This is a genomic window from Streptomyces prunicolor NBRC 13075, from assembly GCF_000367365.1.
GTDB classification, from domain to species: Bacteria; Actinomycetota; Actinomycetes; order Streptomycetales; family Streptomycetaceae; genus Streptomyces; species Streptomyces prunicolor.
Window position 1 is genome coordinate 247,821 of the sequence record NZ_BARF01000025.1, and the last position, 24,302, is coordinate 272,122.

Annotated in this window: 23 protein-coding genes and 3 pseudogenes; 5 read left to right on the forward strand and 21 right to left on the reverse strand. The window is 70.2% G+C overall.

From position 1 onward, the window contains the following. Positions 1-41 precede the first annotated feature (41 nt). Positions 42-1,097 (reverse strand): annotated as a pseudogene (locus tag SPR02S_RS55550) (aldehyde dehydrogenase family protein); the annotation flags it as partial. A 147-nt stretch (positions 1,098-1,244) separates the two neighbouring features. Between SPR02S_RS55550 and SPR02S_RS10920 the strand changes: the two are divergent. Further along, positions 1,245-1,532: a putative quinol monooxygenase gene (locus SPR02S_RS10920; RefSeq protein WP_019056994.1), complete on the forward strand. Its 288-nt coding sequence runs from the start codon at positions 1,245-1,247 to the stop codon at positions 1,530-1,532. Between the two features lie 70 nt (positions 1,533-1,602). On the opposite strand, the gene SPR02S_RS10925 is transcribed toward SPR02S_RS10920, so the two are convergent. Genes SPR02S_RS10925 through SPR02S_RS10940 form a run of 4 tightly spaced genes read right to left on the reverse strand, consistent with a single transcriptional unit; the run spans position 1,603 to position 4,348 of the window. Beyond that, positions 1,603-2,631 carry a uroporphyrinogen decarboxylase/cobalamine-independent methonine synthase family protein gene (locus SPR02S_RS10925; protein WP_019056995.1) on the reverse strand — a complete coding sequence of 343 codons (1,029 nt, stop codon included), beginning with the start codon at positions 2,629-2,631 and terminating at the stop codon, positions 1,603-1,605. 3 nt (positions 2,632-2,634) lie between these two features. Further along, on the reverse strand, positions 2,635-3,150 hold the full coding sequence (locus SPR02S_RS10930; RefSeq protein WP_019056996.1) for a GlcG/HbpS family heme-binding protein: 516 nt from the start codon (positions 3,148-3,150) through the stop codon (positions 2,635-2,637). After that, positions 3,147-3,950: an alpha/beta fold hydrolase gene (locus tag SPR02S_RS10935; RefSeq protein WP_019056997.1), complete on the reverse strand. Its 804-nt coding sequence runs from the start codon at positions 3,948-3,950 to the stop codon at positions 3,147-3,149. The genes SPR02S_RS10930 and SPR02S_RS10935 overlap by 4 nt, the downstream gene beginning before the upstream one ends. 26 nt (positions 3,951-3,976) lie before the next feature. Continuing rightward, a complete protein-coding gene (locus SPR02S_RS10940) occupies positions 3,977-4,348 on the reverse strand; it encodes a VOC family protein (RefSeq protein ID WP_019056998.1) in 372 nt (123 codons plus the stop codon). 139 nt (positions 4,349-4,487) lie between these two features. On the opposite strand from SPR02S_RS10940, the gene SPR02S_RS10945 reads away from it, so the two are divergent. Beyond that, positions 4,488-4,901 (forward strand): cupin domain-containing protein, encoded by a 414-nt coding sequence (locus SPR02S_RS10945; protein ID WP_019056999.1) that lies wholly within the window; start codon positions 4,488-4,490, stop codon positions 4,899-4,901. A gap of 80 nt (positions 4,902-4,981) precedes the next feature. Here SPR02S_RS10945 and SPR02S_RS10950 read toward each other — a convergent pair whose 3' ends face one another. From SPR02S_RS10950 to SPR02S_RS10990, 9 genes are all read right to left on the reverse strand, one after another. Then, positions 4,982-5,815, reverse strand: coding sequence for an NAD(P)H-binding protein (locus SPR02S_RS10950; RefSeq protein WP_019057000.1), 834 nt, complete (start codon positions 5,813-5,815; stop codon positions 4,982-4,984). A gap of 145 nt (positions 5,816-5,960) precedes the next feature. Continuing rightward, a complete protein-coding gene (locus tag SPR02S_RS10955) occupies positions 5,961-7,304 on the reverse strand; it encodes an MFS transporter (protein ID WP_043258191.1) in 1,344 nt (447 codons plus the stop codon). A 117-nt stretch (positions 7,305-7,421) separates the two neighbouring features. Then, a complete protein-coding gene (locus tag SPR02S_RS10960; RefSeq protein WP_019057002.1) occupies positions 7,422-8,372 on the reverse strand; it encodes a catechol 2,3-dioxygenase in 951 nt (316 codons plus the stop codon). Then, positions 8,353-9,504 carry a 4-oxalomesaconate tautomerase gene (locus SPR02S_RS10965; protein ID WP_019057003.1) on the reverse strand — a complete coding sequence of 384 codons (1,152 nt, stop codon included), beginning with the start codon at positions 9,502-9,504 and terminating at the stop codon, positions 8,353-8,355. Before SPR02S_RS10965 ends, SPR02S_RS10960 begins: the two co-directional genes overlap by 20 nt. After that, entirely contained in the window at positions 9,501-10,205 is a 705-nt protein-coding gene (locus tag SPR02S_RS10970; protein WP_019057004.1) for a 4-carboxy-4-hydroxy-2-oxoadipate aldolase/oxaloacetate decarboxylase, read from the reverse strand. The genes SPR02S_RS10965 and SPR02S_RS10970 overlap by 4 nt, the downstream gene beginning before the upstream one ends. Positions 10,206-10,207: 2 nt before the next feature. Next, the gene (locus SPR02S_RS10975) at positions 10,208-10,957 is read right to left on the reverse strand and encodes a PIG-L deacetylase family protein (RefSeq protein WP_019057005.1); all 750 of its coding nucleotides are present in this window, start codon (positions 10,955-10,957) and stop codon (positions 10,208-10,210) included. 61 nt (positions 10,958-11,018) lie between these two features. Continuing rightward, a complete protein-coding gene (locus SPR02S_RS10980; RefSeq protein WP_019057006.1) occupies positions 11,019-11,669 on the reverse strand; it encodes a GntR family transcriptional regulator in 651 nt (216 codons plus the stop codon). Positions 11,670-11,853: 184 nt separating this feature from the next. Then, positions 11,854-13,755 (reverse strand): tannase/feruloyl esterase family alpha/beta hydrolase, encoded by a 1,902-nt coding sequence (locus tag SPR02S_RS10985; RefSeq protein ID WP_026150416.1) that lies wholly within the window; start codon positions 13,753-13,755, stop codon positions 11,854-11,856. Positions 13,756-13,817: 62 nt separating this feature from the next. Then, positions 13,818-14,672: a LysR family transcriptional regulator gene (locus tag SPR02S_RS10990; RefSeq protein ID WP_019057008.1), complete on the reverse strand. Its 855-nt coding sequence runs from the start codon at positions 14,670-14,672 to the stop codon at positions 13,818-13,820. A gap of 68 nt (positions 14,673-14,740) precedes the next feature. Here SPR02S_RS10990 and SPR02S_RS10995 point away from each other — a divergent pair, with 68 nt between their 5' ends. Then, positions 14,741-15,637 (forward strand): EamA family transporter, encoded by an 897-nt coding sequence (locus SPR02S_RS10995; RefSeq protein WP_373283305.1) that lies wholly within the window; start codon positions 14,741-14,743, stop codon positions 15,635-15,637. Positions 15,638-15,844: 207 nt separating this feature from the next. Here the strand turns inward: SPR02S_RS10995 and SPR02S_RS55555 are convergent. The 7 genes and pseudogenes from SPR02S_RS55555 to SPR02S_RS11030 form a co-directional block, all read right to left on the reverse strand. Beyond that, positions 15,845-16,908: pseudogene (locus SPR02S_RS55555) on the reverse strand (RNA-guided endonuclease InsQ/TnpB family protein). Between the two features lie 34 nt (positions 16,909-16,942). Continuing rightward, positions 16,943-17,326: pseudogene (locus SPR02S_RS11005) on the reverse strand (NAD(P)-binding protein); the annotation flags it as partial. A 91-nt stretch (positions 17,327-17,417) separates the two neighbouring features. Beyond that, entirely contained in the window at positions 17,418-18,257 is an 840-nt protein-coding gene (locus SPR02S_RS11010; protein WP_019057011.1) for an SDR family oxidoreductase, read from the reverse strand. Next, complete coding sequence (locus tag SPR02S_RS11015) at positions 18,238-19,413, reverse strand: NAD(P)/FAD-dependent oxidoreductase (RefSeq protein WP_019057012.1); 1,176 nt, start codon at positions 19,411-19,413, stop codon at positions 18,238-18,240. The genes SPR02S_RS11010 and SPR02S_RS11015 overlap by 20 nt, the downstream gene beginning before the upstream one ends. Then, positions 19,410-19,607 carry a ferredoxin gene (locus SPR02S_RS11020; RefSeq protein ID WP_019057013.1) on the reverse strand — a complete coding sequence of 66 codons (198 nt, stop codon included), beginning with the start codon at positions 19,605-19,607 and terminating at the stop codon, positions 19,410-19,412. Before SPR02S_RS11020 ends, SPR02S_RS11015 begins: the two co-directional genes overlap by 4 nt. Positions 19,608-19,647: 40 nt before the next feature. After that, entirely contained in the window at positions 19,648-20,889 is a 1,242-nt protein-coding gene (locus SPR02S_RS11025; protein WP_019057014.1) for a cytochrome P450, read from the reverse strand. A 361-nt stretch (positions 20,890-21,250) separates the two neighbouring features. Beyond that, positions 21,251-21,958, reverse strand: coding sequence for a response regulator transcription factor (locus tag SPR02S_RS11030; RefSeq protein WP_019057015.1), 708 nt, complete (start codon positions 21,956-21,958; stop codon positions 21,251-21,253). Between the two features lie 440 nt (positions 21,959-22,398). Between SPR02S_RS11030 and SPR02S_RS11035 the strand changes: the two genes are divergently transcribed. Then, positions 22,399-23,589, forward strand: coding sequence for a sensor histidine kinase (locus tag SPR02S_RS11035; RefSeq protein ID WP_019057016.1), 1,191 nt, complete (start codon positions 22,399-22,401; stop codon positions 23,587-23,589). Positions 23,590-23,611: 22 nt separating this feature from the next. Further along, positions 23,612-24,256 carry a response regulator gene (locus tag SPR02S_RS11040; RefSeq protein WP_026150418.1) on the forward strand — a complete coding sequence of 215 codons (645 nt, stop codon included), beginning with the start codon at positions 23,612-23,614 and terminating at the stop codon, positions 24,254-24,256. Positions 24,257-24,302 lie beyond the last annotated feature (46 nt).

The window sequence follows — 24,302 nt, forward strand, 5'->3', positions numbered from 1 at the left end:
GCGAGGTGGGCGAGGACGCTGTCGCGCTGCTTGGGGCTGGACAGCGGGCACAGGGTGGTCGCCGGGTCGCTGCCCGGGCCGACCTTGAGGGCCTCGACCTCTGCGACCAGGAGCCGCGTGAACTCGTCGTACACCGGCCGTTCCACGACGACCCGGCTGGTGGCGGTGCAGCGCTGGCCGGCCTGACCGAACGACGCCGCTACGACCGTCTTCGCGGCGAACGGCAGGTCGGCGTCCTTGAGGACCACCGAGGCGTTCTTGCCGCCGAGTTCGCCCTGGAAGCGGACGTTGCGGTCGGCGAGGCGGCGCCGGATGCGGTTGCCCACCTCGTTGGAGCCGGTGAAGGTGATGGCGGCGATGCGCGGGTCGTCGAGGAGCGCCTCCTCGATCTCGGCGGTGCGGCCGGTGACGACGTTCAGGACACCGGCCGGGAGGCCCGCGTCGTGCAGGGCGCGGGCGAAGTGCAGGCCCGACAACGGTGTCTCGGTGGCCGGCTTGAACACGGCCGCGTTGCCGGTGGCGAGCAGCGGGGCGAGCTTGCGGGCCGGGGTGATCAGCGGGTCGTTCCACGGGCTGATCACGAGGATCACGCCGATCGGCTCGCGCTGGGTGTGCACCCGGGTGTTCGGGCGGGCGTCGTGCAGGAGGGTGCCGTAGCCCTGGCGGGCCAGGCCCGCGTAGTAGTCGAGGAAGTCGGCGGCCTTGAGGGTCTCGCCGCGGGCCTCGGCGCCGGTCTTGCCGTTCTCGGCGGTGACATCGGCGGCGATCTCCTCGACCCGGTCGCGGATCAGCCTGGCCGCCTCGGTGAAGACGCGGGCCCGTTCGAAGGGGCTGGTGCGCTTCCATACGGCGAAGCCGCGCTCGGCGTGGTCGTAGGCGCGGGTGACGTCCTTGGCGGCGAGGGCGGGGATGCGCGCGAGGGGGGTGCGGACGTCGGCGGGGTTCTGTACCTCGATCCACTCGCCGGTCGCCACCCACTCTCCACCGGAGAGGGTTTCCAGGCTTCGCATGAAGATCACTTCCTTCGTCCGCCGCGGTGCGGGTCCGCGGTCTGCACAGTCAGCGGCCGCAGTGGGCCGGATGCGACAACACACCATGTGGGGGCGGTGCCACCAGCCCCGCGGCGGCAGGCATTGCTTGCGCGGGGCGCAGGTCGGCGGAGGGTTGATCCGTGCTGGAATCGACGGACCGGACGGCACGTTTCCGGCCGCCGGGAGCCGAGTTTCCGCTGAGGAGAACCAGACATGGCCTACGCAGTCATCGCCCACTACTTCTGCGAGCCCGCCGACGAGGCCACGGTGCGCGCCGCGCTGCTGAAGGTGCGCGAACACACCCGCGCCGAGCCGGCGAACCTGGCGTACGAGGTGCACGCCGAGGCGGACGTACCGGGGAGTTTCGTGCTGTACGAGCAGTACGCCGACCGGGCCGGTTTCGACGCGCACAAGGCGGCCGAGCACTTCGACGAGCTGATCGTGCAGACCATTTGGCCGCTGCTGACCGATCGCAGGGTGACGTTCGCCGAGGTTCTCTGAGGTCGAGGTTCTCTGAGGTCTGCCGAGACCTGGCCGGGAAGCGCGTCTGCCGCGCTTCCCGGTTCGTGCGTCAGAACTCGTTGCCCCAGACGTACCGTGCGACCGTCTCGACCAACTCGATCTTGCGGCGCTGTTGTTCGGTGGTCAGCAGCGGCCGGCTCGCCACGTCGGCGAAGCCCCGGGACGGCGCTACGGCCCCGTCCTCCAGGTCCTTGAACTCCCCCACGGCGTCGAGCCCGGCCATCACCGTGTCGATGTCCTCCAGTGCGGGGACGGTCGCGTCGACGACGCCCAGGCAGAAGTCACGGTCCTCGGGCAAGGCCTTGACCAGGGCGAGTTCGGCCGGGGTGCCCTGGTCGAACGGCAGGATCCAGCGGTCGGCGGCGATCGCGCCGTAGAGCTGCTCGGCGCGGGCCCAGTCGATCGCGGCGGGGGCGACCGGGCCGGGGGCGAGACCGATCCGTACACCTTCGGGGCGCTCGTCCAGGCGTACCGCCAAGGCGTCGACGGCGAGCGCGTCCGCGAAGGAGAGCGCGCCGGGGTCGGTCGGCTCGGTCCCCAACTGGCCCAGCAGAAGCGGGTTGTTGAGCTGGATCAGGCGGACGCCCTTGGAGACCAGCAGCTCGATCTCGGCGAGGACGATCTCCGCGAGGGCCTCCCCCAACTCCCTTGCGGAGGAGGGGCCGTGGCCGGGCTGGAAGGTGGTCGCGGCGAGATACGCGGGTGAGGGCAGCGAGGCCTTCGGGGCGATCACCGTCGGCTCGGTGAGGCGTGCCACCCAGTCCGCGAGCAGTGGGCCGTTGGCCTTCGGGAGGGACTCCGCGACCCAGCGGGTGAGGCCGTCGGCGTCCGTCTCGTCCGTACGGCGGAAGCCTGACACTCCGTCAAGGACCGTGCTGCGGAAGTCTTCCCGAGGGAAGTCGCCGTCGGTGACGACGGTGGAGCGGAGCTTGCGCTGGAAGGCGACCGCGTCCTTGACCGCCTGGAGCTCCGCCTCCTTCAGGGCCTCGGCGTCGCCCGACGCGCGTGCGGCGGTGAGTTCGGCGGGGCGGACCAGGCTGCCGTGGTGGTCGATGCGGTAGTTGAACGTGTCCGCCATGAGTCAGGCGTCCTTTCCGGACGAGGACGGGGACGAGGACGACGAGTCCGGCGCCGAGGTCGAGGCCTGCTTGCCCGCGACTCCCCAAGCGGCGAACTCCAGTTCGTAGCCGAGGGAAGCGAGGACCTCCTCGGCGATCTGCTGATCCTCGTCGGCGGTGCCGCCGGCGATGCCGAGGCCGCCGATGATCTCGCCGTCCTTCTTGATGGTGAGGCTGCCTTCGGTGGCCATGATCGGCATGGCCGCGCCGGGGAGTTGGGAGAGCTGGGCGAAGAAGACCGGCTGGCTCTCCTGCCACTTCTTCAGCATCTTGCCGGGGCGCTGCATGATGGCCGCCGTGTACGCCTTGGCCCGCGCGATGTCCGGGGTGAGCGGGCGGGCGCCGTCCGGGCGGCGGATGGCGATGGGGAAACCGCCCGCGTCCACGACGGCGACGCTGACCGCCTTCCCGATCGACTGGGCGCGCTTGTGGGCGGCGTCGATGATCTCCTCGGCGGCGTCCAGGGTGAGGCTGCTCATGCTGCTTCCTTCGGTGCGGTGAGGGTGCGGCGCAGGTGGGCGACGGCGGCGTTGTACTTCGCGGGCGTCTCCCAGTACATGGAGTGCGGGGCGTCCGGGACGATCTCCAGGTGCGAGCCGGGCAGCAGTTCGTGGGCGCGGGTCACGGTCTTCACGCTGAGCACCGCGTCCTTCTCGCCGGCCAGGAAGGCGACCTTCACGCCGGAACTCTGGATCTCGTCCAGGGTCGGGCCGTCGGTGTCGAGGTTGCGCAGGTCCTGCATCTTGGCGACGTTGAACGTGCCCATCTGCTGGAAGAGGAAGGTGAGATCGGCCCGCTCCTGCTGGAACCCCTTCGTCAACAGGCGGTCGATGACCGGCAGTTTGACGGCCTCGGCGCGGTCGGCGGCGGCGAGTTCCTTCAGCTCGGGGTGGCTGATGCCGCCCAGCGAGTGACCGAGCACGACGGAGCCCACGCGCTCGGGTCGGATCAGTCCCGCACGGAGCGCGGCGACGGAGCCGATGGACTGACCGACCAACATGGCGTCGGTCAGGTCCTCTTGGTCCAGTACCGCGACCACGTCACCGGGGAAGTCCTGGCCGTTGAACTCGGGCCTGGACGAGTTCGGAGGGGTGGGTGCGTCGGACTTGCCGAAGCCGCGCAGGTCCACGGTGACGACCGTGAACTCCTCGCGCAGCGCGGCCACTTGCTGCCACCAGGCGGCGTGGTGACCGCCGCTGCCGTGCACGAACAGGATCGCCGGACCGCTGCCGTGGCGCTCGTAGTAGATGGAGGTGCCGTCGGAGTCGGCGATGGGCATGGGGGTGACCTCCTGTACGTGCGGGGTCAGTTGGGGCGGCGGCCGTGGAAGACGAGCTCGATCATGGTGTGGTCGGGGTCGTGGATGTAGCAGAACTTCGACTGGTTCTCGGGGCGTTCGATCGGCCGGGTGTGCCGGATGCCCAGCTCCTTGAGGTGGGCGAGGAAGTCGTCCCAGTCGTCGACCTCGACGGCGAAGTGATAGGGCGCCATGCGCTCCATCTCCTCGACCGGGGTGAAGTGGAGGTCGAAGTTGCCCCGGGTCATCAGCACCACACGGGTGTTGGACTTGGGCATGATGCGCTTCATCCCGAAGACCTTCGTGTACCACTCGGCGGTGCGGTCGGGGTCGGTGGTGGGGAAGTTGACGTGGTGGATGTAGCGGGGTGCGCTGCTCATGACGGATTCCCTTCGCTGTGTACGGGGTTGGACAGGACGCCGATGCCGCTGATCTCCTGCACGCCAGAGGGCACCCATTCGCTCGCGCGAGGCCTAACGTCATGCGACGCAGAAACGTGTGAGCGGAAAGGAACTCCGGATGACCACGATCGTCAAGGTCGCGTCCGTGCCCGTGCTCGACCGGGGCGGTGCCGTCGTCACGACCCCCCTCGTCACGACGCCGTCGGCGGGTGGGGAGAACCTGATCACCAGTGGGATGAGCGTGTATCCGGTGGGCTCCGGGGCGCCGTTGCACTCGCACAACTGCGACGAGCACGTGACGATCCTGGAGGGCCGGGCGGAGGTGGTGGTCGACGGCGAGGTGACGAAGCTGGAGCAGTACGACACCACATACGTCCCCTCGCCGATCCCCCACCTGTTCCGGAACATCGGCGACACCCCGCTGCGCATCCTCTGGGTGTACTCGTCGGGCTATGTGACCCGGACGTTCACGGAGACGGGCCGGACGGTGGAACACCTGTCGGCGGAGGACCAGATGGGCTCCGACGACTAGAGCCGTCGGTAGACACCGGGCACAAGCGAGGGTCACCTCACCAGCACCACCCGACGATCCGCTCCGACGGACCGGGGGTCTCAGCCGAAGAGATCGGCGTTCTCCGCGGCCCACTGCCGGAACGGCCTGGCCGGGGAGCCGGTGACCCGTGACACCGCGTCGCGCACTCTCAGCAGCTCGTCATTGACGTCCCCGCCGGTGACATCGAGCACCGCGTCCGCGCCCTCGTCCCCGAAGACCGCGGCCATCCGGGCGTGCGCCTCCTGCCGGCCGATCTCGACGAAGGGCACGTCCCGCCCGAGTACGGCCGCGATGGCCTCGGCCTGCTGCCGGGCCGTCACCGGCGCAGGACCGGTCAGGGCGTACGTCCGCCCCTGGTGGCCGGGCTCGGTCAACGCCACCCGTGCCACCGACGCGATGTCCGCGGGGTGGATCGTGGGCAGGCCGGTCTCCGCATAGGGCGCACGGACCGTCTCACCGGCGCGGATCGACGCCGACCACATCAGCGCGTTCGAGGCGAACTGCGTCGGCCGCAGGATCGTCCAGGCCATGCCGCTGTCCTTGAGCAGCCGCTCGACCGCCAGGTTCTCGGCGGCGGGGCCCAGGTGCGGATGGGTCTGGACGGTGATGGACGACACCAGCACCATGTGCTCCACACCCGCGAGCCGGGCCGCCTCGATGAGCTGGGCATCCGGGCCCAGGCGCGACACGAGGAACAGCGAGCGGACCCCGTCCAGAGCGCGTTCCCATGACTCCGGCACGCCGAAGTCGCCCTCGACAGCCTCGACCCCGTCGGGGAACGTGGCCCGCGCGGCGTCACGGGTGAGCCCTCTCAACGGCCCCGCACCGCATGCGTGCAGCTCCCTCACCAGCGCGCTGCCTATGTTTCCGGTGGCTCCGGTCACGAGGATCATGAACGTGTTCCCTGTCGTCGGGTGATCAACTCGACGACACGCTAGAAGCTCAATCGCGCTTCAGGTCAAGGAGATTTCCGGCGCCGGCCCCCGCATCCCCTGCGGTGGCCGGCGTCCGGTCCTGCCTCTGCACACCCCGTGCGTGCTAGTGGGTGCCGACCAACTCCTGTTCCACGCCGACCCGTTCGCCCTGCTTCGAGCTGCGCAGTGCCGCGATGCCGATGAAGACCATGGAGGACAGACCCGCGATGGCGAAGGACGTGAAGCCCCAGTCGCCGTTGCCCGAGGCCAGCAGCTGGCCGCCGAGCCACGGGCCGAAGACGGCGCCGAAGCGGCCCATGCCGGAGGTCCAACCGACCGCGGTGGCACGGTTGTCCGGGGTGGAGCGGATGGAGACGGTCGCGTAGATCATCGTCTGGGCGCTGTTGAGGAAGACGCCGGTGAGGAACACGACCAGCATCGTCACGGCCTGGTTCATGTGGACACCGAGCAGGAAGACGCCGATGGCGGTGAGCGCGAACCAGATCGCCGAGATGCGCGGGGCGCCGAAGCGGTCGGCGGCGCGGCCGGCGACGAGCATGCCCACGATGCCGCCGAGGTTGAACACGACCACGAACGTGAGGGCGTTCGCCAGCTCGTAGCCCTCGGCGCGCATCAGGGTGGGCAGCCAGGTGGCGACGCCGTAGACGAGGAGGAGGCCGCCGAAGGAGGCCAGCCAGTACAGCAGGGTCTGGAGCCATTCGCCGCCGCGGAAGAGGGCGAGCAGGGCGTCCCAGCGGTCGGCCGCCGTCTTCTTGCCCGCCGCGGCGGGCAGTTGGACCTCGAAGCGCTCGGCGAGGGCGTGGGCCTCGTCGGTGCGGCCCTTGGTGACGAGGAAGCTCAGCGACTCGGGGAGGAGCTTCAGCAGCACCGGGACGAAGAGCAGCGGGAGGACGCAGACCCAGAATGCGGCGCGCCAACCGACCGGCTCCACCAGCCACTTGGCCACGTAGGCGGAGAGGATGCCGCCGGCGTGGTGGGCGGTCATCAGCATGCCGATGGTGAGGGCGGTCCGGCCGCGCGGGGCGTAGTCGGAGACCATGCTGATCGCGGTGGGCAGCAGACCGCCGAGGCCGACGCCGGCGAGGGTGCGGCCGAGGCCGAAGACCTCGACGCTGCCCGAGACCGCGCAGATGCCGGACGCGAGCGAGAAGAGCGTCACGCAGCCGATCATCAGCTGCTTGCGGCCGATCCGGTCCGCGACCGTACCCGCGGTGAGGGCGCCCACCAGCATGCCGAAGGTGGCGTAACTGCCGAGGTCGCCGGCCTGGTCCGCGGTGAGACCGAAGGTCTTCGTCTCCAGCAGGTGCGGCAGCACCGAGCCGTAGATGAACATGTCGAGGCCGTCGAAGAGGACGGCCAGCCAGCACAGACCGATGACCAGGAGGGCCAGTCTGCCGACGCGCGGGGACACCGCGGGCGACGGGGATGAGGCGGGGGAGGAAGACATCGTTGGTTACCTCTCGTACTTGGTGCGCTAGACGCTAAGGAGCCACCCCCTGGATAGTCAACGTTTTTGTCAACAATCTCATCGACAATCACGTCGGGGGTGGCTTCCGCGCACCGCTCAGCCGACCGGCGGAGTCCCGTGCGTGTGGAAGGACTCGATGGTCTTCAGGCCCCAGGCCTGCCCCTTCTTCCGCTCCTCCTCGGTCCAGGTGATCAGCGGCCAGTCGGGCGCCAGGACGAGTCGGGTGAGCGGGTTGCACAGCTCGATGCGGTTGCCGCCCGGCTCGTAGACGTAGAGGAAGAACGTCTGCTGGATGGCGTGCTTGTGCGGGCCCGTCTCGATGAACACGCCGGTGTCGATGGCGAGGTCGGCCGCGCGCAGAATGTCCTCGCGGGTGTCGGTCGCGAAGGCGATGTGGTGCAGCCGCCCGGTCGAACCGGTCCAGTCCTCGGTGTAGACGACGTCGTACGACTTGTTCGTGTACGTCAGCCAACGCGCCGCGATCCGCCCGCTGTTGAGCCGGATCTGCTCCGTCGGCCTTGCGCCCAGCACCTGTTGCTGGAACTCGGCGCTCAACAGCACGTCCGCGGCAAGGAAGTTGATGTGGTCCAGCCGCCGTACGCCGACACCCTTGTTGGGCTTGGCCTGCGGCTGGTTCTTCAGGGCCGGCTTCAGCTCGTCGGGGGCCTGGTAGTACTCGCTCTCCCAGTACAGGGCGTGCTCGTGGCCGTCCGGGTCGGTGGTGACGTAGAGCTTGCCGAGGCCGGGTTCGTCCTCGACCCACCTGCCGGTGCCGCCCGCCTCCTCGATCGCCTTGATACGGCGCTGGAGCGCCTCCTCGCTGGAGGTGCGCAGGGCGAGCCTGCCGAGGCCGGGCTTGTCGCGGGCGGTGAGGACCAGGCTGTGGTGCTCGTAGTCGTCGTAGGTCCGGAGGTAGACGGTGTCGCCGTCCTGCCCGTTGACGGTGAGCCCCAGGTAGTCGGTGAAGAAGCCGACACTGGCGTCCAGGTCCGGGGTGAAGAGCTGGGCGTGGCCGATGTGGGCGATGTCACCGAGCGGCGGAGCCATCGTTGCCTCCAAGGGGGCGTGCGGGTGCGGGAGTTGAGGCGGCGGGCCGGGGGAAGACCGTGCCGTCGAAGATCTTGCGTGCGGTGCGGACGACCGCGGTTCTGCGGACCACCGGGGCGGAGCCTGCGGATCCGGCGTCGACGCTGGTTTCGATGTCTAGGAATCCGCTGGGATGCTCGATGCGAATTCGGTCACTTTGTGCGGGTGCCTCCGCGATGCCCTCCCCCACCCCGCCGGGGACGAGGAGCCCCGCCGCCACACTCGCGGCGCCCAGGACACCGATGGAGGTGTGGCAGCGCATCGGGATGAAGGTGCGGGTCATGACCGCGCCGCCGTCCGTGGGCGGTGCCAGCAGGCTGAGCTTGGGGATCGTGGTGTGCTCGACGTCACCGAGGCCCATCACCTTTCCGGCCGCCAGGCGGATCTCCCGTAGGCGGGCGGCGAGAGTGACGTTCTCCTCTAGCTCAGTGGGCGTCTCGTACCCCGTGACGTCCAGTGCGGCGGCCGGGATCAGGACGACCGGCATGCCGTTGTCGACGCACGTCACCTCGGTGCCGGCGATCACGTCACGGACGCGGCCGGTCGGGAGGAGCGGGTTGCCGCCCTGCGGGAATTCGATCACCACCGGTGCCGCGGCGCCGGGGACGCCGGAGATCTCCGCCGTGCCAGAAGCTGCACCGGAGGCCGTACCGGAGTAGTCGACCCGTCCGCCCGGCGTGGGGAAGCTCGCGATCGCCAGTTCCCCGGTGTTGAGCATCCGGATGCGGACGGAGGTCTCGCCGTCACCGGGGGCCACGAGCCCCCGCTCCACGGCGAACGGGCCGATGCCGGCGAGGATGTTCCCGCAGTTCTGACGATCAGTCACCTCGGGGCGGTCGACCGCGACTTGCAGGAACAGGTAGTCGACGTCGGCGTCGGGGTCGGTCGAGGCGGAGACCACGCCGACCTTGCTGGTGAGCGGGTGGGCGCCGCCCAGGCCGTCGATCTGGCGCGGGTCGGGGCTGCCCATGACGCGCAGCAGCAGGTCGTCGCGTTCGGCGGGGTCGGCGGGGAGGTCCTGGGCCAGGAAGTAGGCGCCCTTGGAGGTACCGCCGCGCATCAGCATGCAGCGCACCTCCGCGGGCCCGGTCACGACCCGGCTCCGGTGTACTCCTCGTACGACCGGTACTCGACGCCGAGTTGCTTGAGGGTGTCGCGCAGCCCGTAGCGGTCCAGGCCGAGTTGGCCCTCCAGGAAGGCGGCGCGGGTGGCCGCTTCCTTGGCCTCACGGGCCTCGGACTTCTCGGCGGTCTCGCGGGCCTTCTCGCGTGGGACGACGACCACGCCGTCGTCGTCGGCGACGATCACGTCACCGGGGCGGACGACCTGGCCGTCGATGGCGATCGGCACGTTGACCGAGCCGCCGGTGGCCTTGACGGTGCCCTGCGAGGAGACGGTGCGGGACCAGGCGGCGAAGCCCATGTCGCGCAGTTCCTGGGTGTCGCGGATGCCCGTGTTGAGGACGACTCCGCGCACCCCGCGCTTGTACAGCGCGGTGGCGAAGAGCTCGCCGAACAGGCCGTCCGTGCACGGGGAGGTGGTGGTGACGACCAGGATGTCGCCCTCGCCGCACTGCTCCACGGCCGCGTGGATCATGAGGTTGTCGCCGGGCCAGCTGAGCACGGTCACGGCGGTGCCCGCGACCCGAACTCCCTGCTGGACAGGGCGAATCGACGGCCCGAGCAGGCCCGTGCGCCCCATGGCCTCGCTGACGGTGGCCACACCGAAGGCGGCCAGCGCCTCGACGTCCTTCGCGTCCGCCTTCGGGGGGTTGGTGACGATCACGCCGCCCATGGTTATGCCAGCTCCTTCGCGATCTGCGGGTACGGGCGCATGTACGCCTCGGCCATGGTCTTGTGGGCCAGGCCCAGGTTCGGGCCGGCGTTGCGCTTGAGCTGGACGCCTCGGCGTACCGCCAGGTCGGTGTAGTAGTCCCACAGGTGCTGCTGGGCGCCTAGGCACTCCATCGCCTTGCGCTTGGTGTCCCAGACCTCGGTGATGTCGAGGAGGACCTCGGGCTTGAAGCCGCTCATCTCGGGCTGGTGCGGCTCGAAGTAGAAGACCGGCGGGGCGCCGATGATCTCGCCCTCGCCGGGATAGCCGATGGCCTGGGCGAGGACGCGGGCCTCCAGCGCCATCCGGTTGGCGGCCGGATGGTCGCCGTTGTACGGGTCCTCGGTGGGGTGGGTGAGCACGACGTCGGGCTGCGTGGCGCGGTAGACCTCGACGAGTTTGTCGGTCAACTCGGCGGTGGCGACCAGGGGATAGTCACCGGCGTCGAAGAAGCGGACCTCGGCGCCGAGGGTGGCCGCGGCACGCTCGGCCTCGTCCCGGCGTATCGCCTTGATCTCGTCCAGCTTCTTGCCCTCGCGCCAGGCCTTGGCGGACTCGCCGCGCTCGCCGAAGGTCAGACAGGCGATGGTGACCTTCTCGCCACGGGCGGCGGCCAGGGCTATGGCTCCGCCGGCCCGCCAGACGAAGTCCCCGGCGTGCGCCGTGACGACGAGTGTCGATCGTGGGGTGGCGGGCGCGTTGCCGTGCGTCATGACTCGAATCTCCTTGATGGACAGGTGTGCGCCCGCCCCACGTGTGCCGATCCGCCGCGCGTCAGTCGCGCAACGCCGCGATCACACTGGTGAGATGGGCGCGGACGGCCGCCTCGGCCGCCTGGGGGTCCCTGGCCGTGATCGTCTCGATCATCGCCAGATGCTGACTCAGGGACTGCTGCGGACGGCCCGGCCGCAGCGCCAACTGGAATCGGTGACGCACCAGTTGGGCGTTGAGCCGCTCCAGCAGGGCCACAGCCGTCTGCTGGCCGGAGAACTCCCGTACCTTGTGGTGGAGTTCGCTGTTGAGCTCGGAGTAGGTGACCGGCTCACCGTCGGCCACGGCCTTGGTCATGGCCCGGCCGAGGTCCGTCAGTTCGGTCAGCTGCTCGTCGCTGGCCGCGACGGCCGCCTTGGCCGCGCACAGTCCCTCCAGGACCATGCGGCACTCCGTGATGGCGACCGCTTCCTCCACGGTCACCACCCGCACCCGGGAACCCCGGTTGCGGATCCGCTCGACCAGCCCTTCGGCCGCCAGATCGATCAGCGCCGCCCGGATGCTGGCCCGCGTCACATCGAACTGCTCGGCGAGCTCGTTCTCCACCAACCGCTGCGCCGGTGCCATGTCGCCCTGCAGGATCGCCTGCCGCAGCTGCGTGAGCGCATGCTGCTTGGCCTGCTCCCCGGTGCTCGGACGGGCTTCTTTCGGCATCGTTGCCCTCCCTGAGTGAGTGCCTGTCGAACCTAAATCTAGCCAAACAAGATTGTCAACAATTTCGTCCGCCGTATTGCACGCATGCTTCCGCCCATACTTACCGCAGACACGCCACTGCCCGCCCATGGACCGGCCATGGACGGGCAGTAGACAGCAGATTTATACGGCTTTCTCGGACTTTCTACGGCTTGTTCCGACTGCAGCTCATCGACTTGCCGTCCTTCGTCTCGCACCACTTCTGGTAGCCGGAGGTGAAGGAGCCGGCCCACTTGTAGTGGTCGTCGGGCAGCTTGTCGGGCGTGTAGGCACGGTAGTTGGCCGCGTCCTTCTTGTCGCCCGAGCCGTCGTAGGCGACGAGTTGCGGGTACGGGTGGACGGGCCGCGTGTACTCGACGGTCGGGGCACTACTGCTCGCGCTCGCGGACGCCTTGGTGTCCTTCGTGTCCTTGGTGCTCTTGGTGTCGCCGCCGCCGAGCTGGCCGCCCGCCGGTCCCCCGGGCTCGCTGCCGCCGCTGGTCTTGGAGGCGATGACGGCGCCGGGGGTCTTGCCGGTCTCCCGCCAGTCGATCAGCTTGCTCAGCAGGTCGAAGCTGTCGGGCCCGTCACCGCCGCCGCAGTGGTTCACGCCGGGGAACAGGTACAGGCGGTAGAAGTCGTCGACCTCGTCCTGCCCCATGGTGTCGATCATGGCCTGGCGGTAGACGCGAGTACCGGTGGGCGGGATGTTCGGGTCGGTCAGCCCGTGCCACTGGATCAGCTTGCCGCCTGCCTCGTGGAACTTGGTGAGGTCGGGGTCGGTGGCGTCGTAGATCCCGGAGACCTCGCGCTGGTAGGCCTTGAAGGTGTCCACGGTGAACAGGGACGCGTCGAGCTTCAGCGCGGGTTCCGCCTCCCACTTGCCGACCCAGCGCAGGAACCCGAGCCCGATCCCGTACAACTGCACCGAACTCTGCCCTTGCCCTGCCTTCGGGATGAACAGCCCCTCCCAGGCGGCCTCGGAGCCGTAGGGCTGGCCACCCGTGTAGAGATGAGTGCCGTCGGGAGCGGTCACTCCCGCGTACGCCTTCCGCACGACGTCGACCTGTTCGGCGGGCAGACAGCTCGAACTGTCCTTGTCCTCGGCGCACTTGAGGCTCGCCGGGTCGAAGGTGCAGGTCGCCGGGTCCTGGATGAGGTCGTTGTTCAGCTTGGGGTCGGCGCACTTCGCCATGACGGCCTTGTGCAGCATGCCGAGCTTCGAGGCGGGCAGGATCGTCGAGCCGTCCGCGCGGAAGTCGATCGTGGAGAGGTACGCCTCCTGCATCGCGTTGAGCGCGGTCTGGTTGAAGGCCGGGGCGCCGACCAGGGCGGCACTGAAGTCTCCGGGGTAGCGCTGCACCTCCATCAGCGTCTCGCGCCCGCCGTCCGAGCAGCCGTCGTAGTAGGAGTACGTCGGCTCGGCGCCGTAGAACGCCTTGGTGACCGCTTTGGCGGCGGTGGCGAAGGCGTGCTCGGAGCGGTAACCGAAGTCCACCTTCAGCTGTGGGTTCGTCGCCCAGACCTCGGCGGCGCCGCCGCCCATGCCGGAGGTGGAGACGTGGCCCTGGTTGTCCTGGCCGAGGGCGAAGGAGCCGTCGGTGACGGGGACGCAGCCGGTGGAGGCGGCGGGCTGGGCGCTGACGCCGACCATGCCGCAGTAGCCGCCGCAGCCCTCCTGGAGGTAGCGCTGCCGGTACGTCTGTGTCGGCAGCCGCAGTTCGTACTGGATCTGTGGGGCGACCGTGCCCTTGACGTCGCAGTACTCGTACGCGTTCGCGCCGCTCTTGGCCACCACGCTCGCCGAGGCGATGGACGTCGCCGCGTCGTCGAGGGCGCCGAAGTCCTTCTGGAGCAGGTCGGCGCAGGAGATCTTCGGTTCGGTGACCGGCAGGTCCTTCCCGACGTCACCACCGGCGGTCACCCTTGTGACGCTCGCGCCCGCGTCGGCGTCCGCCGAGAACGTGTCGGGCAGCAGCGCGAGGCCGGTGACGAAGGCCGCGACGACGACGGCCACCAGGAGGACGATCCTCGTCCGCTTCGACTCGTGTGCAGGACCAGGACTCATGGTTTCAGCGTCGAGTGGGCCCCTGGCGGAGGCCAGCGCCGTGGGCCACCTGGGTGACCCGCTCAGGCCTCGCGGTAGAGCGTGCTGAGCAGTTCCAGCACGGGCTGGGTGGCGGGGTGCGGGTCGTCCTTCCACCAGGCGAGCCGCACGGCGATCGGCTCGCCGTCGCGCACCGGGCGGTAGACGACTCCGGGGCGTGGGTACTGGTTGGCGGTCGACTCCGCGGTCATGCCGACGCTGCGGCCGGTGGCGATCACGGTGAGCCAGTCGTCCACGTCGTGGGTGTCCTCGGTGGCCGGGCGGGAGTCGGGCGGCCACAGGTCGGCGGTCGTGGTGCCGGTACGGCGGTCGACGAGGAGGGTGCGCCCCGCGAGGTCGGCCAGCCGGACCGAGCGGCGCCGGGCGAGGGGATCGTCGGAGGCCATGGCGCACAGCCGCCGCTCCAGCCCGACGATGGCCGACTCGAACCGCCGGTCGTCCAACGGCCTCCGGACCACGGCGAGTTCACAGGCGCCTTCCCCGAGTCCCGCGGTGGCCGAGTTGACGCGGACCAGGTGCAGGTCGGTCTCCGGGTGGGTCCGGCTCCAGCGGCGCTGGAAGGGGAGCGTGTGCCGGCCGAGCGCCGACCAGGCGTAGCCGATGCGCAGATGCGCGTGGCCCGAGGTGGCGTCCCGGACCAGGTCGTCGACCTCGGCGAGCACCCGCCGGGCGTGCGCGACCACCCGCAGCCCGGTGCCCGTCGGGGTCACCGATCGGGAGGTGCGCCTCAACAGCCGTACGCCCAGGGCCTGTTCGAGCGAGGCGAGGGTGCGGGAGACGGCCGCCTGGGAGACGCCGAGCGCGACGGCGGCGTCGGTGAAGGTGCCCTCGTCGACGATCGCGACGAGGCAGCGCAACTGCCTCAGCTCCGGGTCCATGACTCCAGCGTATAGATCGGCCGGCTGTTGCATTTTGCGCAAGTGTGGGCCGGGAGCACGATCGGACCATGCCTGGAGCTTCAGCAACGACAACTCCCTTGCCCACCACGCAACATGGCACCCCGCAGCCGTCCCGCGTGGGCCTCGCCGGGGTCGCCACCATGGCCGGCAGCGGGCTGTCCAACCAGCTCGGCGCGGCGATCGGCTCCCTCGCCTTCCCCGTCATCGGGCCCGTGGGGGTCGTCGCGGTGCGCCAGTACGTCGCCGCGGTCGTCCTGTTCGCCGTGGGCAGGCCCCGGCTGCGGGAGTTCGCCTGGCGGCAGTGGTGGCCGGTGCTCCTGCTGGCCGTGGTGTTCGGGACGATGAACCTGTCCCTGTACACCGCGATCGACCGCGTCGGCCTCGGTCTGGCGGTGACGCTGGAGTTCCTGGGTCCGCTGTCCATCGCGCTGGCCGCGACCCGGCGCCGGGTGGACGCCTGTTGTGCGCTGATCGCGGTGGCGGGCGTGGTGACGCTGATGCGGCCGCACCCCTCGGCCGACTACCTGGGCATGGGCCTCGGGCTGCTGGCCGCCGCGTGCTGGGCGTCGTACATCCTGCTCAACCGGACCGTCGGCAGGCGCATACCCGGAGCGCAGGGATCGGCTGCGGCGGCCGGGGTGTCCGCGCTGATGTTCCTGCCGGTCGGGATCGCCGTCGCGGTCCGGCAGCCGCCGACCCTCACGGCGGCCGGGTGCGCGGTGGCGGCCGGGGTGCTGTCGTCGGCGGTGCCATATCTGACCGATCTGTTCACGCTGCGCCGGGTGTCGGCTCCGGCCTTCGGGCTGTTCATGAGCGTCAACCCCGTGCTCGCCGCCGTGGTCGGGTGGATCGGCCTGGGGCAGCGACTGGGCTGGGCGGAGTGGGCGGGCATCGGTGCCGTCGTCACGGCGAACGCGCTGAGCATTCTCACGTCCAGGAACTGAACGGCTCAAGCCCGCCCACTCGTGTCACTCGGCGAGGACGTCGCCCATGTCGCTGTTCTCCCGCCAGTCCTTGAGCAGCGCGTGGAACTCGATGGGTCCGCCACCGTAGGACTCGCTGCGCTCGGCGGGCTTGCCCTCGTTGTTGTATTGACTTGCTCTCCATGCTGAAGCACGGAGATTCTGGCCTTCCCGTCTGGTGCTCTGCCGCTACGCGGCACAGGCTCCGGACCGGATTCCGTGGCTTCCTGCTTCTTCCCGCTGTGCCGGAACCAAAGGTTCCGGTCTTACCTGCGCCCGACAGGCTGTCACCGCCAGTCCGGCGGCCGTTTGCGCCTTGTACTCCAGCATCGCCAGGAATGAAGCCCATCCGGCGTCGTGGACCGCCTTGCCGAGCCGGGTGCGCGCGAGCCCCTTGACCGCCAGGTCCTCCACGCCGATCCCTTGGTTCTCGCGGATCAGCTTCGTGGAGAGCTGGTGGTGGAACTCGCGGCGGGCATCGGCCACCTGCGCGTGAGCGCGAGCAACTTTGAGGCGGGCCTTCTCCCGATTCCTACTGCCCTTCTGCTTGCGGGACAGTTCTTTCTGGGCCTTCTTCAGCTTCTTCTCGGCCCGGCGCAGAAACCGCGGGCTGTCGATCTTCGTCCCGTCGGACAGGACCGCGAAATGGGTCAGCCCCAGATCGATGCCGGCACCGGGCAGGTCCTCCGGGTCGGGCATCCGCGCCACATCGGTGTCCGGGTCGGTTTCGATCACGAAGGAAACGAAGTACCGGCCCGCCGCGTCCCGGACGACGGTCGCACTGGAGGGGAACGATGGCAGGGTGCGCGACCAGCGCACCCTCACCTCGCCGACTTTCGGCAGGAGCAGTCGCCCCGCCTCGGTGATCTTCCAGCGGGCATTGGCGGTGAACCGGATCGCCTGCCGGGCGTCCCGCTTCGACTTGAAACGCGGCGCCCCACCCGGGCCCCTGGCCGGGCACCCTTGAGGGAGGCAAAGAAGTTGGTGTAGGCGCGCTCGGCATCCCGCAGCGCCTGCTGCAATACCACCGCCGACACCTCCGACAGCCAAGCCCGCCCTGGCGTGGACTTCGCCTCAGTGATCAGCGCCTTCGACAGCACGGCCGCGCCCGGATACGGGGCAACCTCCCGCCGGGCCCGCTCCCGGGCCGCGACCGCATCGTTGTACACCACCCGCGCACACCCGAACGCCCGCGCCAGCGCAGCGCGCTGACCAGGACCCGGGTCGAGACGGAAGGCATACCGAAGCTGCATGATCCGGACGTTAACACCCACCACCGACACTCCTGACCCGATCGGTTAACGGCATGTAGACATACGACTCGATGTCGCAGTGGATGCCGGGGTACCGGTTCCAGTACCAAGTGCCCCCGAAATCCCCGCCCTTCTCGATCACCCGGATGTCCTGGACACCGGCCTGGCGCAGCCGTGCGGCGGCGAGCAGTCCGCCGAAGCCGCCGCCGACGATCGCGACCTCGACCCGGTCGTCGAGCGGTTCACGGGTGAGTTCGGTGTCGGCGTAGGGGTCTTCGTCGTAGTAGCCGAACTCGCCGGTGGCGCCCCGGTATTGGGCGCTGCCGTCCGGGCGGATGCGCCGGTCCCGTTCGGCCCGGTACTTGGCGCGCAGCGCCTCCGGGTCGAAGCCGAGGTCGGTGTGGGGGGTGACGGACATGCTGGTCCTCTCAGTCGTCGAGGGATGCGATGCGGCACGACGGAGCCGGACGCCGGTGTCCGTGGGGTGACCGGCGTCCGGGGCGGGGCCGTCAGCGCCGCATGTGCCGGCGGACCCAGGCGGCCTGCCCGCCGTCGACGAGCAGATCGGTGCCGGTGATGAACTCGGCCTGCGGGCCGGTGAGGAAGGCCACCGCCTCGGCGATCTCGCCGGGTGTGCCGGTGCGGCGCGCTCCGCAGTCGTCGATCATCTTGAGCATGTGCCCGCCGTGCGGCGACTCGGCCTCGGCCTTCGACATCGCGGTCGAAATGACGCCGGGGCTCGCGGAGTTGATACGGGCGCCGCGCAGGTTCCAGGCGAGCGCGGCGGCCTCCACGCGCACGTGGTTCGCGCGCTTGGCGACCATGTAGGCGCGCAGCGAGTCGTCGCCCACGGCGGTGACGACAGGCAGGGAGAGCAGTTCCTCCGCCGGGGCGGTCGCGAGGGCGGCTTCGTCCTCGGGGCTGAGTGAGGCGTAGTGCCCGGCCATGCTGGAGACGGCGACCAGCGCGGTGCCACGCCCTGCCACCGCCTCGAAGGCGTCGATCACATGGACCGTGCCGAGCAGGTCGACCTCCAGGACGGTCCGCGCCGACGCGATCGAGGCGGAGACCCCGGCCGTGTGCGCCACGGCGACGACCCGGCCCTCACCGGCCGCCGTCTGGGCAAGCTTGTCGACGGCCGCGCGGTCGGAGATATCTGTGAGGACACCGTGCGCCGCGTAGCCCTCGGCGGTCAACGCGGCCACGGTGCGGTCGAGTTGGCCGCGTGAGCCGTCGGCGAGGAACAGGGTCCGGCCGCTGCCGATACGGCGCGCGATCGCCGTTCCCATGCCCCCGGCACCGGTGACCACGACGACGTCGCGGGGTTCCTCAGACGGTCGTAGCGCCATGGACGGCCTCCTGCCAACTCGCTCCTGCCACGATGGCCTGTCGCCATACGCGGATCGCCTTGGGCGGCATGCCGACCGCGAGGGCGCCGGTGAGCCGGTCGCCGGTGCGGTAGGCGGCCACGAACCGCCGCTCGCCCAAGTCCCCGTCCACCACGGCGACTTCGTCGTGGCCGCGCAGATAGCCGTAGGCCTGGATCTTCATGTCGTACTGGTCGGACCAGAAGTACGGCACGGGCGAAAACGCCTTGCGTGCCTCCGAGTTGAGGAGGTTGCGCGCGGCGGCCATGCCCTGTTCGGCGGCGTTGGTGCGGTGCTCGATCCGCATCGATGTCTCGAAGAGCGGGTTGTACCAGCGGGCGACGTCACCGGCCGCGTACACGTTCTTGGCGGCCTCGCAGTACTCGTCGCACACAACGCCGTCACCGACGGAGAGTCCGCTGTCGGCGAGCCACTCGGTGTTCGGCAGCGAGCCGATCGCGACGAGCACCTCGTCCGCCTCGATCTCCTCACCGGTCCCGAGCCGTACGCCCTCGTCGGTCACCTCGGTGACAGAGACACCGGTGCGCAGCTTCACGCCGTGGTCCACATGCGCCTGCGCCAGCACCTGCCCGACCTGCTCACCGACGGCGTGCGCCAAGGGCACCGGGGCCGGCTCCAGCAGGGTCACTTCGGCGCCCAGGCGCCAGGCCACGGCGGCGGCCTCGGCGCCGAGGAAACCGGCGCCGACCACCACCAACTTCCGCCCGGGACCGAGCCGTTCGCGCAGCGTGAGCGCGTCGTCGAGCGTGCGCAGCACATGCGCACCCTCCCCCGGCAGCCTGCGCGGGCGCACCCCGGTGGCGATGACGAGCCGGTCGTACGACACCTGCGCGCCGTCCGACAGCCACACCTCCTGCGTGGCGAGGTCGAGCGCGGTCGCGGCGACACCGAGACGGAGGTCGAGGTCGAGCCCGCTCAGGTCGGCCGGGGTGCGCAGGGCGACCCGGTCGGGCTCCCACTCGGCGGCGAGGACCTGCTTGGACAGCGGCGGCCGGTCGTAGGGCGGACGGGGTTCTTCCCCTACGAGGGTGAGCGTGCCGGTGTAGCCCTCGCGGCGGAGGGTCTCGGCCGCCGCGAGTCCGGCGGCCGAGGCTCCGACGACGACGATCCGGGTCACCGCTCCACCAGTCGGATGGCCGCGGCCGGGCAGACCGCCACGGCTTCCCGTACGTCGTCGAGGAGTTCGGCGCCGGGCTGCTCCTCCAGGAGGATCGCCACGCCGTCGTCGTCACGCTGGTCGAAAACGTCGGGGGCGGCGACCACGCACTGACCGGAGGCGACGCATTTCGGTTCGTCGAGTTCGACCTTCATGGCTGTGTCCTTTGTTCTCTGTTCGTTGATGAGGGGGTGGTCACCAGGCGACGGGCAGGCAGGCCACGCCGTAGGTCGTGCCGGTGCGGTCGAAGGCCAACTGCTCGATGGGGGCGGCCAGTCGGAGGGTCGGGACGCGGCGGTAGAGGGTGCCGTAGACGACCTGGAGTTCGAGGCGGGCGAGGTTCTGGCCGAGGCACTGGTGGGGGCCGTAGCCGAAGCCCTGGTGCTGGCGGGCGGAGCGGGTGATGTCGAGGCGGTCGGCCTCGGGGAAGGCCTCGGGGTCCCAGTTCGCGGCGTGCAGGTCGAAGATCATGCCCTCGCCGGCGCGGATGATGACGCCGCCGATCTCGATGTCCTCCTTGGCGACGCGGCGGACGCCGGTCTGCACGATGGTGAGGTAGCGGAGCAGTTCATCGACCGCGCCCGCGATGACCTTGGGGTCGTCCGTGTCGCGCACCAGGGCGAGTTGGTCGGGGTTCTGGAGCAGGGCGAGCGTGCCGAGGCTGATCATCGTGGCGGTGGTCTCGTGCCCGGCGATGAGCATGGCGACGCCCATGTGGACGGCCTCGGTGCGGGTCATCTCGCCGTTGTTGACGCGCCCGGCCATCTCGGACAGGACGCCCTCGGCCGGGCTCTCCAGCCTGAGCCCGATGAGCTTGTCCAGATAGGCGGCCAGCGCGCCGCTCGCCGCCCGCGCCTCCTCGGGCGACGCGGCGCTGTCGAGCGCGATGCCGCTGTTGCGCTGGAAGAAGTCGTGGTCCTCGTACGGCACGCCGAGCAGGTCGGCGATGACCAGCGAGGGGACCGGCAGGGCGAGTGCGGTGAGCAGGTCGGCCGGGTTGGGGCCGGCCAGCATGTCGTCGATCAGTTCGTCGACGATCTTCTGGACGGGGGCCCGCATGGCCTCTATCCGCTTGACGACGAACGGCGCGTTGACCGTCCGGCGCAGCCGGGTGTGCTCGGGGGCGTCGGTGTTGGTGATCATCCGCGGGGTGTGCGGGGCGATCTCGGCACGGTGCGCGTTGACGTAGGGGAAGCCGGTTTCCAGGTCGTCGTCGCTGACGCGGGGGTCGGTGAGCAGGGCGCGCTGGTCGGCGTGGCGGGTGATCAGCCAGGGCGTGCTGCCGTTCCAGATGCGGACCCTGGAGATCGGTTTCCCGTCGCGCAGTCCGTGCACGGCGGGCGGCGGGGCGAGGGGGCAGCGCGCGTCCCGCTGCATCGGGTATTCGGGGATCGCCGCTGCCGTGTCGGGCGCGGTGTCGGTCAGAATGTCGGCCATGTCTCTCCTCGGTGGTGGGGGGCTCCGCGTGGGGGCGGAGCGCCGGGGTACTGGGATCGAGGCCTCGATGAGCACATGCAAACAGAGCGGGCTGACTCCTTCCGGTCAGTTTCCTGACAACAACCTGACGTGGCCCAGATCACACGCCGACGCTGTTGCCGTGAACCGGACAGAGATGTCAGGGAGGGTCAACTCAGGTGAATTACAAGCGAGTTGACGGGGCAGGACATGACGCCACCGACTCGCGAACGCAACGAGAAAAGGGCGGCACCACGTCACCGTGACACCGCCCGACACCCCCGCTTCACAGGGTGCCCATCTTTGCTCCGCGCATCCCGTGCAATTCCCCCCGACGGAGCGCTCACCCCTCGCCGGCCGCCCGCCCGAGCCAGTATCCGAAGCCCCGGCGCGTGTGGATGAGCGGCGCGCCTTCCTGGTCCACCTTGCGCCGGAGGCGGGAGACGAGCTGCTCCATCGCGTTGTCGCCGCGGAAGTCGCCCCAGACGTATCGGCTGATCTGCTCCTTGGACAGCACCTTGTGCGCGTTGACGAGGAGGTGGCGCAGCAGCCGGTACTCCGCGGGCGTGAGGTCGAGGATGCACCGGCCGCGCCGCGCCTGGCAGGTGGTGTCGTCGAGGACCAGGTCGGCGTAGTGCAGCGCGCCCCGGCCGCGCAGTAACACCTGGATGCGGGCGAGCACTTCGGCGATACGGAAGGGCTTGGTGACGTAGTCCCGCTCCCCCGCGCCCAGTTCGGGCAGCAGCTTGTCGAGGGCGTCCCAGCCGGTGAGCAGGAGGACGGGCGGGCGGTGCGTGACGAGTCGGCGGCCCTGCGCGAGGGCGTCCATCTCGGGCAACTCCGCGTCGATGACGACCAGTTCGAACTGCTGCTCCGCGAGCCGTGACACCACCTCGGTGCCGTTCCCGGCCGTCCCGATGCGGTACCCCGCCAACTCCAGTGTCGTGGAGAGGAGTTCGGCGTTGTCCGGTTCGTCCACGGCGACGAGCAGATGCTGCCCGCCACCGCGGGCGAGTGATCGTGTCTCACTGAAGCTGTCGTACGTGGACATGGGCGTCATCCTAGCGTCCTGCTTGCCTGACTCAAGCAATATACATTCGATTGCTTGACTCAAGTAAGTCGGATACGCTTGCCTGACTCAAGGAAGCCCGCCGCGAGGCCGGGCCGACGGAGAACCAGGAGCACAGCCGAGCTCTCGCTCACCAGAACCGGGGCCGCCTTGAGCGGAAGGCGGCCCCCGCGCCGAACCCGTGGGGACGGGGGTCGGCGCCGTCCCGGACCCCGGCCGCCGGCCACTCCCCCGGATCGGCGCCGGGTCCGCGGACAAACCCCGTTCCCCGTGCCCGGCACACAGGTCCTCCGCCGTCCTCGCCGCCTTCCGCGGCTCGGGCCCTCCCGATCGAGCAGACTTGGATCCTGGCTGACGTGGTGCCTCAACGATTCCGTCGTCCGCAAGCCCGCGCCCGGGCCGATGCGCCTAACCTGATCTTCATGCGCGCAACCGTGCGACAGGCGGCCCGGGCGACAGTCCAGCTGGTCGTGTCCGCCGCGATGACCTTCGGGTCGTACATCTTCATCACCGTGCTCCTGATCACCGCGATCGCCACGGCCACGGTGGTCGGCGCGTTCATGCTGCCCGAGACGGTGCTGCTGATACGGCGGATCGCCGGGGCCAAGCGGCAGCAGGCGGGCGCGTGGACGGGCCGGAAGATCCCCGAGGCGTACCAGCCGCTCACCGGCACCGTGCGTGAGCGGGTGCGCACGGCGGTGCGCGACCCGGGCACGCTGACCGACTTCCGCTGGATGGTCGCCTACTACGCCTACGGCACGCTGCCCGTGCTGATGCTGCCGTTGTGGCCGCTGGGGCTGGTCGTCGACGGAGTGTGGTGCGGGCTGCTGCGCCGCCGGGCCGTCGTCCTGCCGCTGATCAGCAGGCTCGCGGACCTGGACGCCCACTGGTCCACCGTCCTGCTGAAGCCCTCACCGAAGGCCCGACTGGCCGTACGGGTCGAGGAGTTGACGCAGACCCGGGCGGGCGCGATCGCCGCGCACGGCGCCGAACTGCGCCGCATCGAACGCGACCTGCACGACGGCACCCAGGCCCGGCTGGTCTCGCTGTCGATGCGCATCGGGCTCGCCAAGCGGGCCTACGACCAGGACCCGGCGGCGGCGCGCCGGATGCTCGACGACGCGCAGACGCTGGCCGAGGAGGCCCTGACGGATCTGCGCCACGTGGTGCGCGCGATCCATCCGCCGATCCTCACCGACCGCGGCCTGGTCGGCGCGGTCCGCGCGCTCGCCGCCAGCAGCGCGCTCTCCGTCACCGTGACCGTGGACGGACTGACCGACGGACACGACGGGCCGCGCGCCCCGGCGGCGGTGGAGGCGGCGGCGTACTTCGTGATCGCCGAGTCGCTGACCAACGCGGCCAAGTACAGCGGCACCGACCGCGCCGACGTCCATCTCGCCCGCGCCCGCACCGGACTGCGCGTCCGGGTGCGCGACGAGGGCCGGGGTGGGGCTGGGGGCCCCTCCCAGGCTATTGGCTCTGGGGGAGAGGCGGGCGGATCGGGGTTGCTGGGCATGCGACGCCGGGTCGCCGCGCTCGACGGCGGTGTGACTGTGACCAGCCCCGTGGGGGGACCTACCGTGATCGAAGTGGAGCTGCCGTGCGTCTGGTGAGTGTGGTTGAGGCGGAACTGTCGTGAGAGTGCTGCTCGCCGAGGACAACGCCCTGCTCAGGGAGGGCCTGGTCCTGCTGCTGACATCGGCCGGACACGAGGTGGTGGCCGTCGTGGGCAGCGGGCCCGAGGTGCTGCCCGCGCTGCTCGAACACCGGCCGGACGTGGCCGTGCTGGACGTTCGGATGCCGCCGGGCTTCCGGGACGAGGGCCTGCGCGCCGCGTTGGAGGCGCGGGAGCGGATCCCCGGGCTGCCGGTACTGGTGCTGTCGCAGTACGTCGAGGAGTCGTACGCCGCCGAGCTGTTGGGCGTCGGGGCGAGCGGGGTCGGCTATCTGCTCAAGGACCGGATCGGCCGCGTGGACGAGTTCCTGGACGCGCTGGACCGGGTGGCGGCCGGCGGTACGGCGCTCGACCCCGAGGTGGTGACCGAGTTGCTGACCCGGCGCCGCGATTCACCGCTGGACTCGCTGACCCCGCGCGAGCGCGAGGTGCTGAAGCTGATGGCGGAGGGCCATGACAACACGATGATCGCCAAGACCCTGGTCGTCACGGAACGCGCGGTCAGCAAGCACATCGGCAATGTGTTCCTGAAGCTGGGCCTGCCGCCGAGCGACAGCGGGCACCGCCGGGTGCTGGCGGTGCTGGCGTATCTGCGGAACGTCTGACGGCCACCCCCGTTCAGGCGAACCCCCACCGAAACACGCGTGCCAC

Bases quoted from the DNA above. Each gene is read 5' to 3' on its own strand.
- SPR02S_RS10970 (WP_019057004.1), bottom strand. From the start codon at position 10,205: ATGGGCGGCGTGATCGTCACCAACCCCCCGAAGGCGGACGCGAAGGAC.
- SPR02S_RS10930 (WP_019056996.1), bottom strand. From the start codon at position 3,150: ATGAGCAGCCTCACCCTGGACGCCGCCGAGGAGATCATCGACGCCGCC.
- SPR02S_RS10955 (WP_043258191.1), bottom strand. From the start codon at position 7,304: ATGTCTTCCTCCCCCGCCTCATCCCCGTCGCCCGCGGTGTCCCCGCGC.
- SPR02S_RS11010 (WP_019057011.1), bottom strand. From the start codon at position 18,257: ATGGCGCTACGACCGTCTGAGGAACCCCGCGACGTCGTCGTGGTCACC.
- SPR02S_RS11030 (WP_019057015.1), bottom strand. From the start codon at position 21,958: ATGTCCACGTACGACAGCTTCAGTGAGACACGATCACTCGCCCGCGGT.
- SPR02S_RS10995 (WP_373283305.1), top strand. From the start codon at position 14,741: ATGCCTGGAGCTTCAGCAACGACAACTCCCTTGCCCACCACGCAACAT.
- SPR02S_RS10940 (WP_019056998.1), bottom strand. From the start codon at position 4,348: ATGAGCAGCGCACCCCGCTACATCCACCACGTCAACTTCCCCACCACC.
- SPR02S_RS11035 (WP_019057016.1), top strand. From the start codon at position 22,399: ATGCGCGCAACCGTGCGACAGGCGGCCCGGGCGACAGTCCAGCTGGTC.
- SPR02S_RS10985 (WP_026150416.1), bottom strand. From the start codon at position 13,755: ATGAGTCCTGGTCCTGCACACGAGTCGAAGCGGACGAGGATCGTCCTC.
- SPR02S_RS10925 (WP_019056995.1), bottom strand. From the start codon at position 2,631: ATGGCGGACACGTTCAACTACCGCATCGACCACCACGGCAGCCTGGTC.
- SPR02S_RS11020 (WP_019057013.1), bottom strand. From the start codon at position 19,607: ATGAAGGTCGAACTCGACGAACCGAAATGCGTCGCCTCCGGTCAGTGC.
- SPR02S_RS11025 (WP_019057014.1), bottom strand. From the start codon at position 20,889: ATGGCCGACATTCTGACCGACACCGCGCCCGACACGGCAGCGGCGATC.
- SPR02S_RS10960 (WP_019057002.1), bottom strand. From the start codon at position 8,372: ATGGCTCCGCCGCTCGGTGACATCGCCCACATCGGCCACGCCCAGCTC.
- SPR02S_RS10950 (WP_019057000.1), bottom strand. From the start codon at position 5,815: ATGATCCTCGTGACCGGAGCCACCGGAAACATAGGCAGCGCGCTGGTG.
- SPR02S_RS10920 (WP_019056994.1), top strand. From the start codon at position 1,245: ATGGCCTACGCAGTCATCGCCCACTACTTCTGCGAGCCCGCCGACGAG.
- SPR02S_RS10945 (WP_019056999.1), top strand. From the start codon at position 4,488: ATGACCACGATCGTCAAGGTCGCGTCCGTGCCCGTGCTCGACCGGGGC.
- SPR02S_RS10980 (WP_019057006.1), bottom strand. From the start codon at position 11,669: ATGCCGAAAGAAGCCCGTCCGAGCACCGGGGAGCAGGCCAAGCAGCAT.
- SPR02S_RS10990 (WP_019057008.1), bottom strand. From the start codon at position 14,672: ATGGACCCGGAGCTGAGGCAGTTGCGCTGCCTCGTCGCGATCGTCGAC.
- SPR02S_RS10935 (WP_019056997.1), bottom strand. From the start codon at position 3,950: ATGCCCATCGCCGACTCCGACGGCACCTCCATCTACTACGAGCGCCAC.
- SPR02S_RS10975 (WP_019057005.1), bottom strand. From the start codon at position 10,957: ATGACGCACGGCAACGCGCCCGCCACCCCACGATCGACACTCGTCGTC.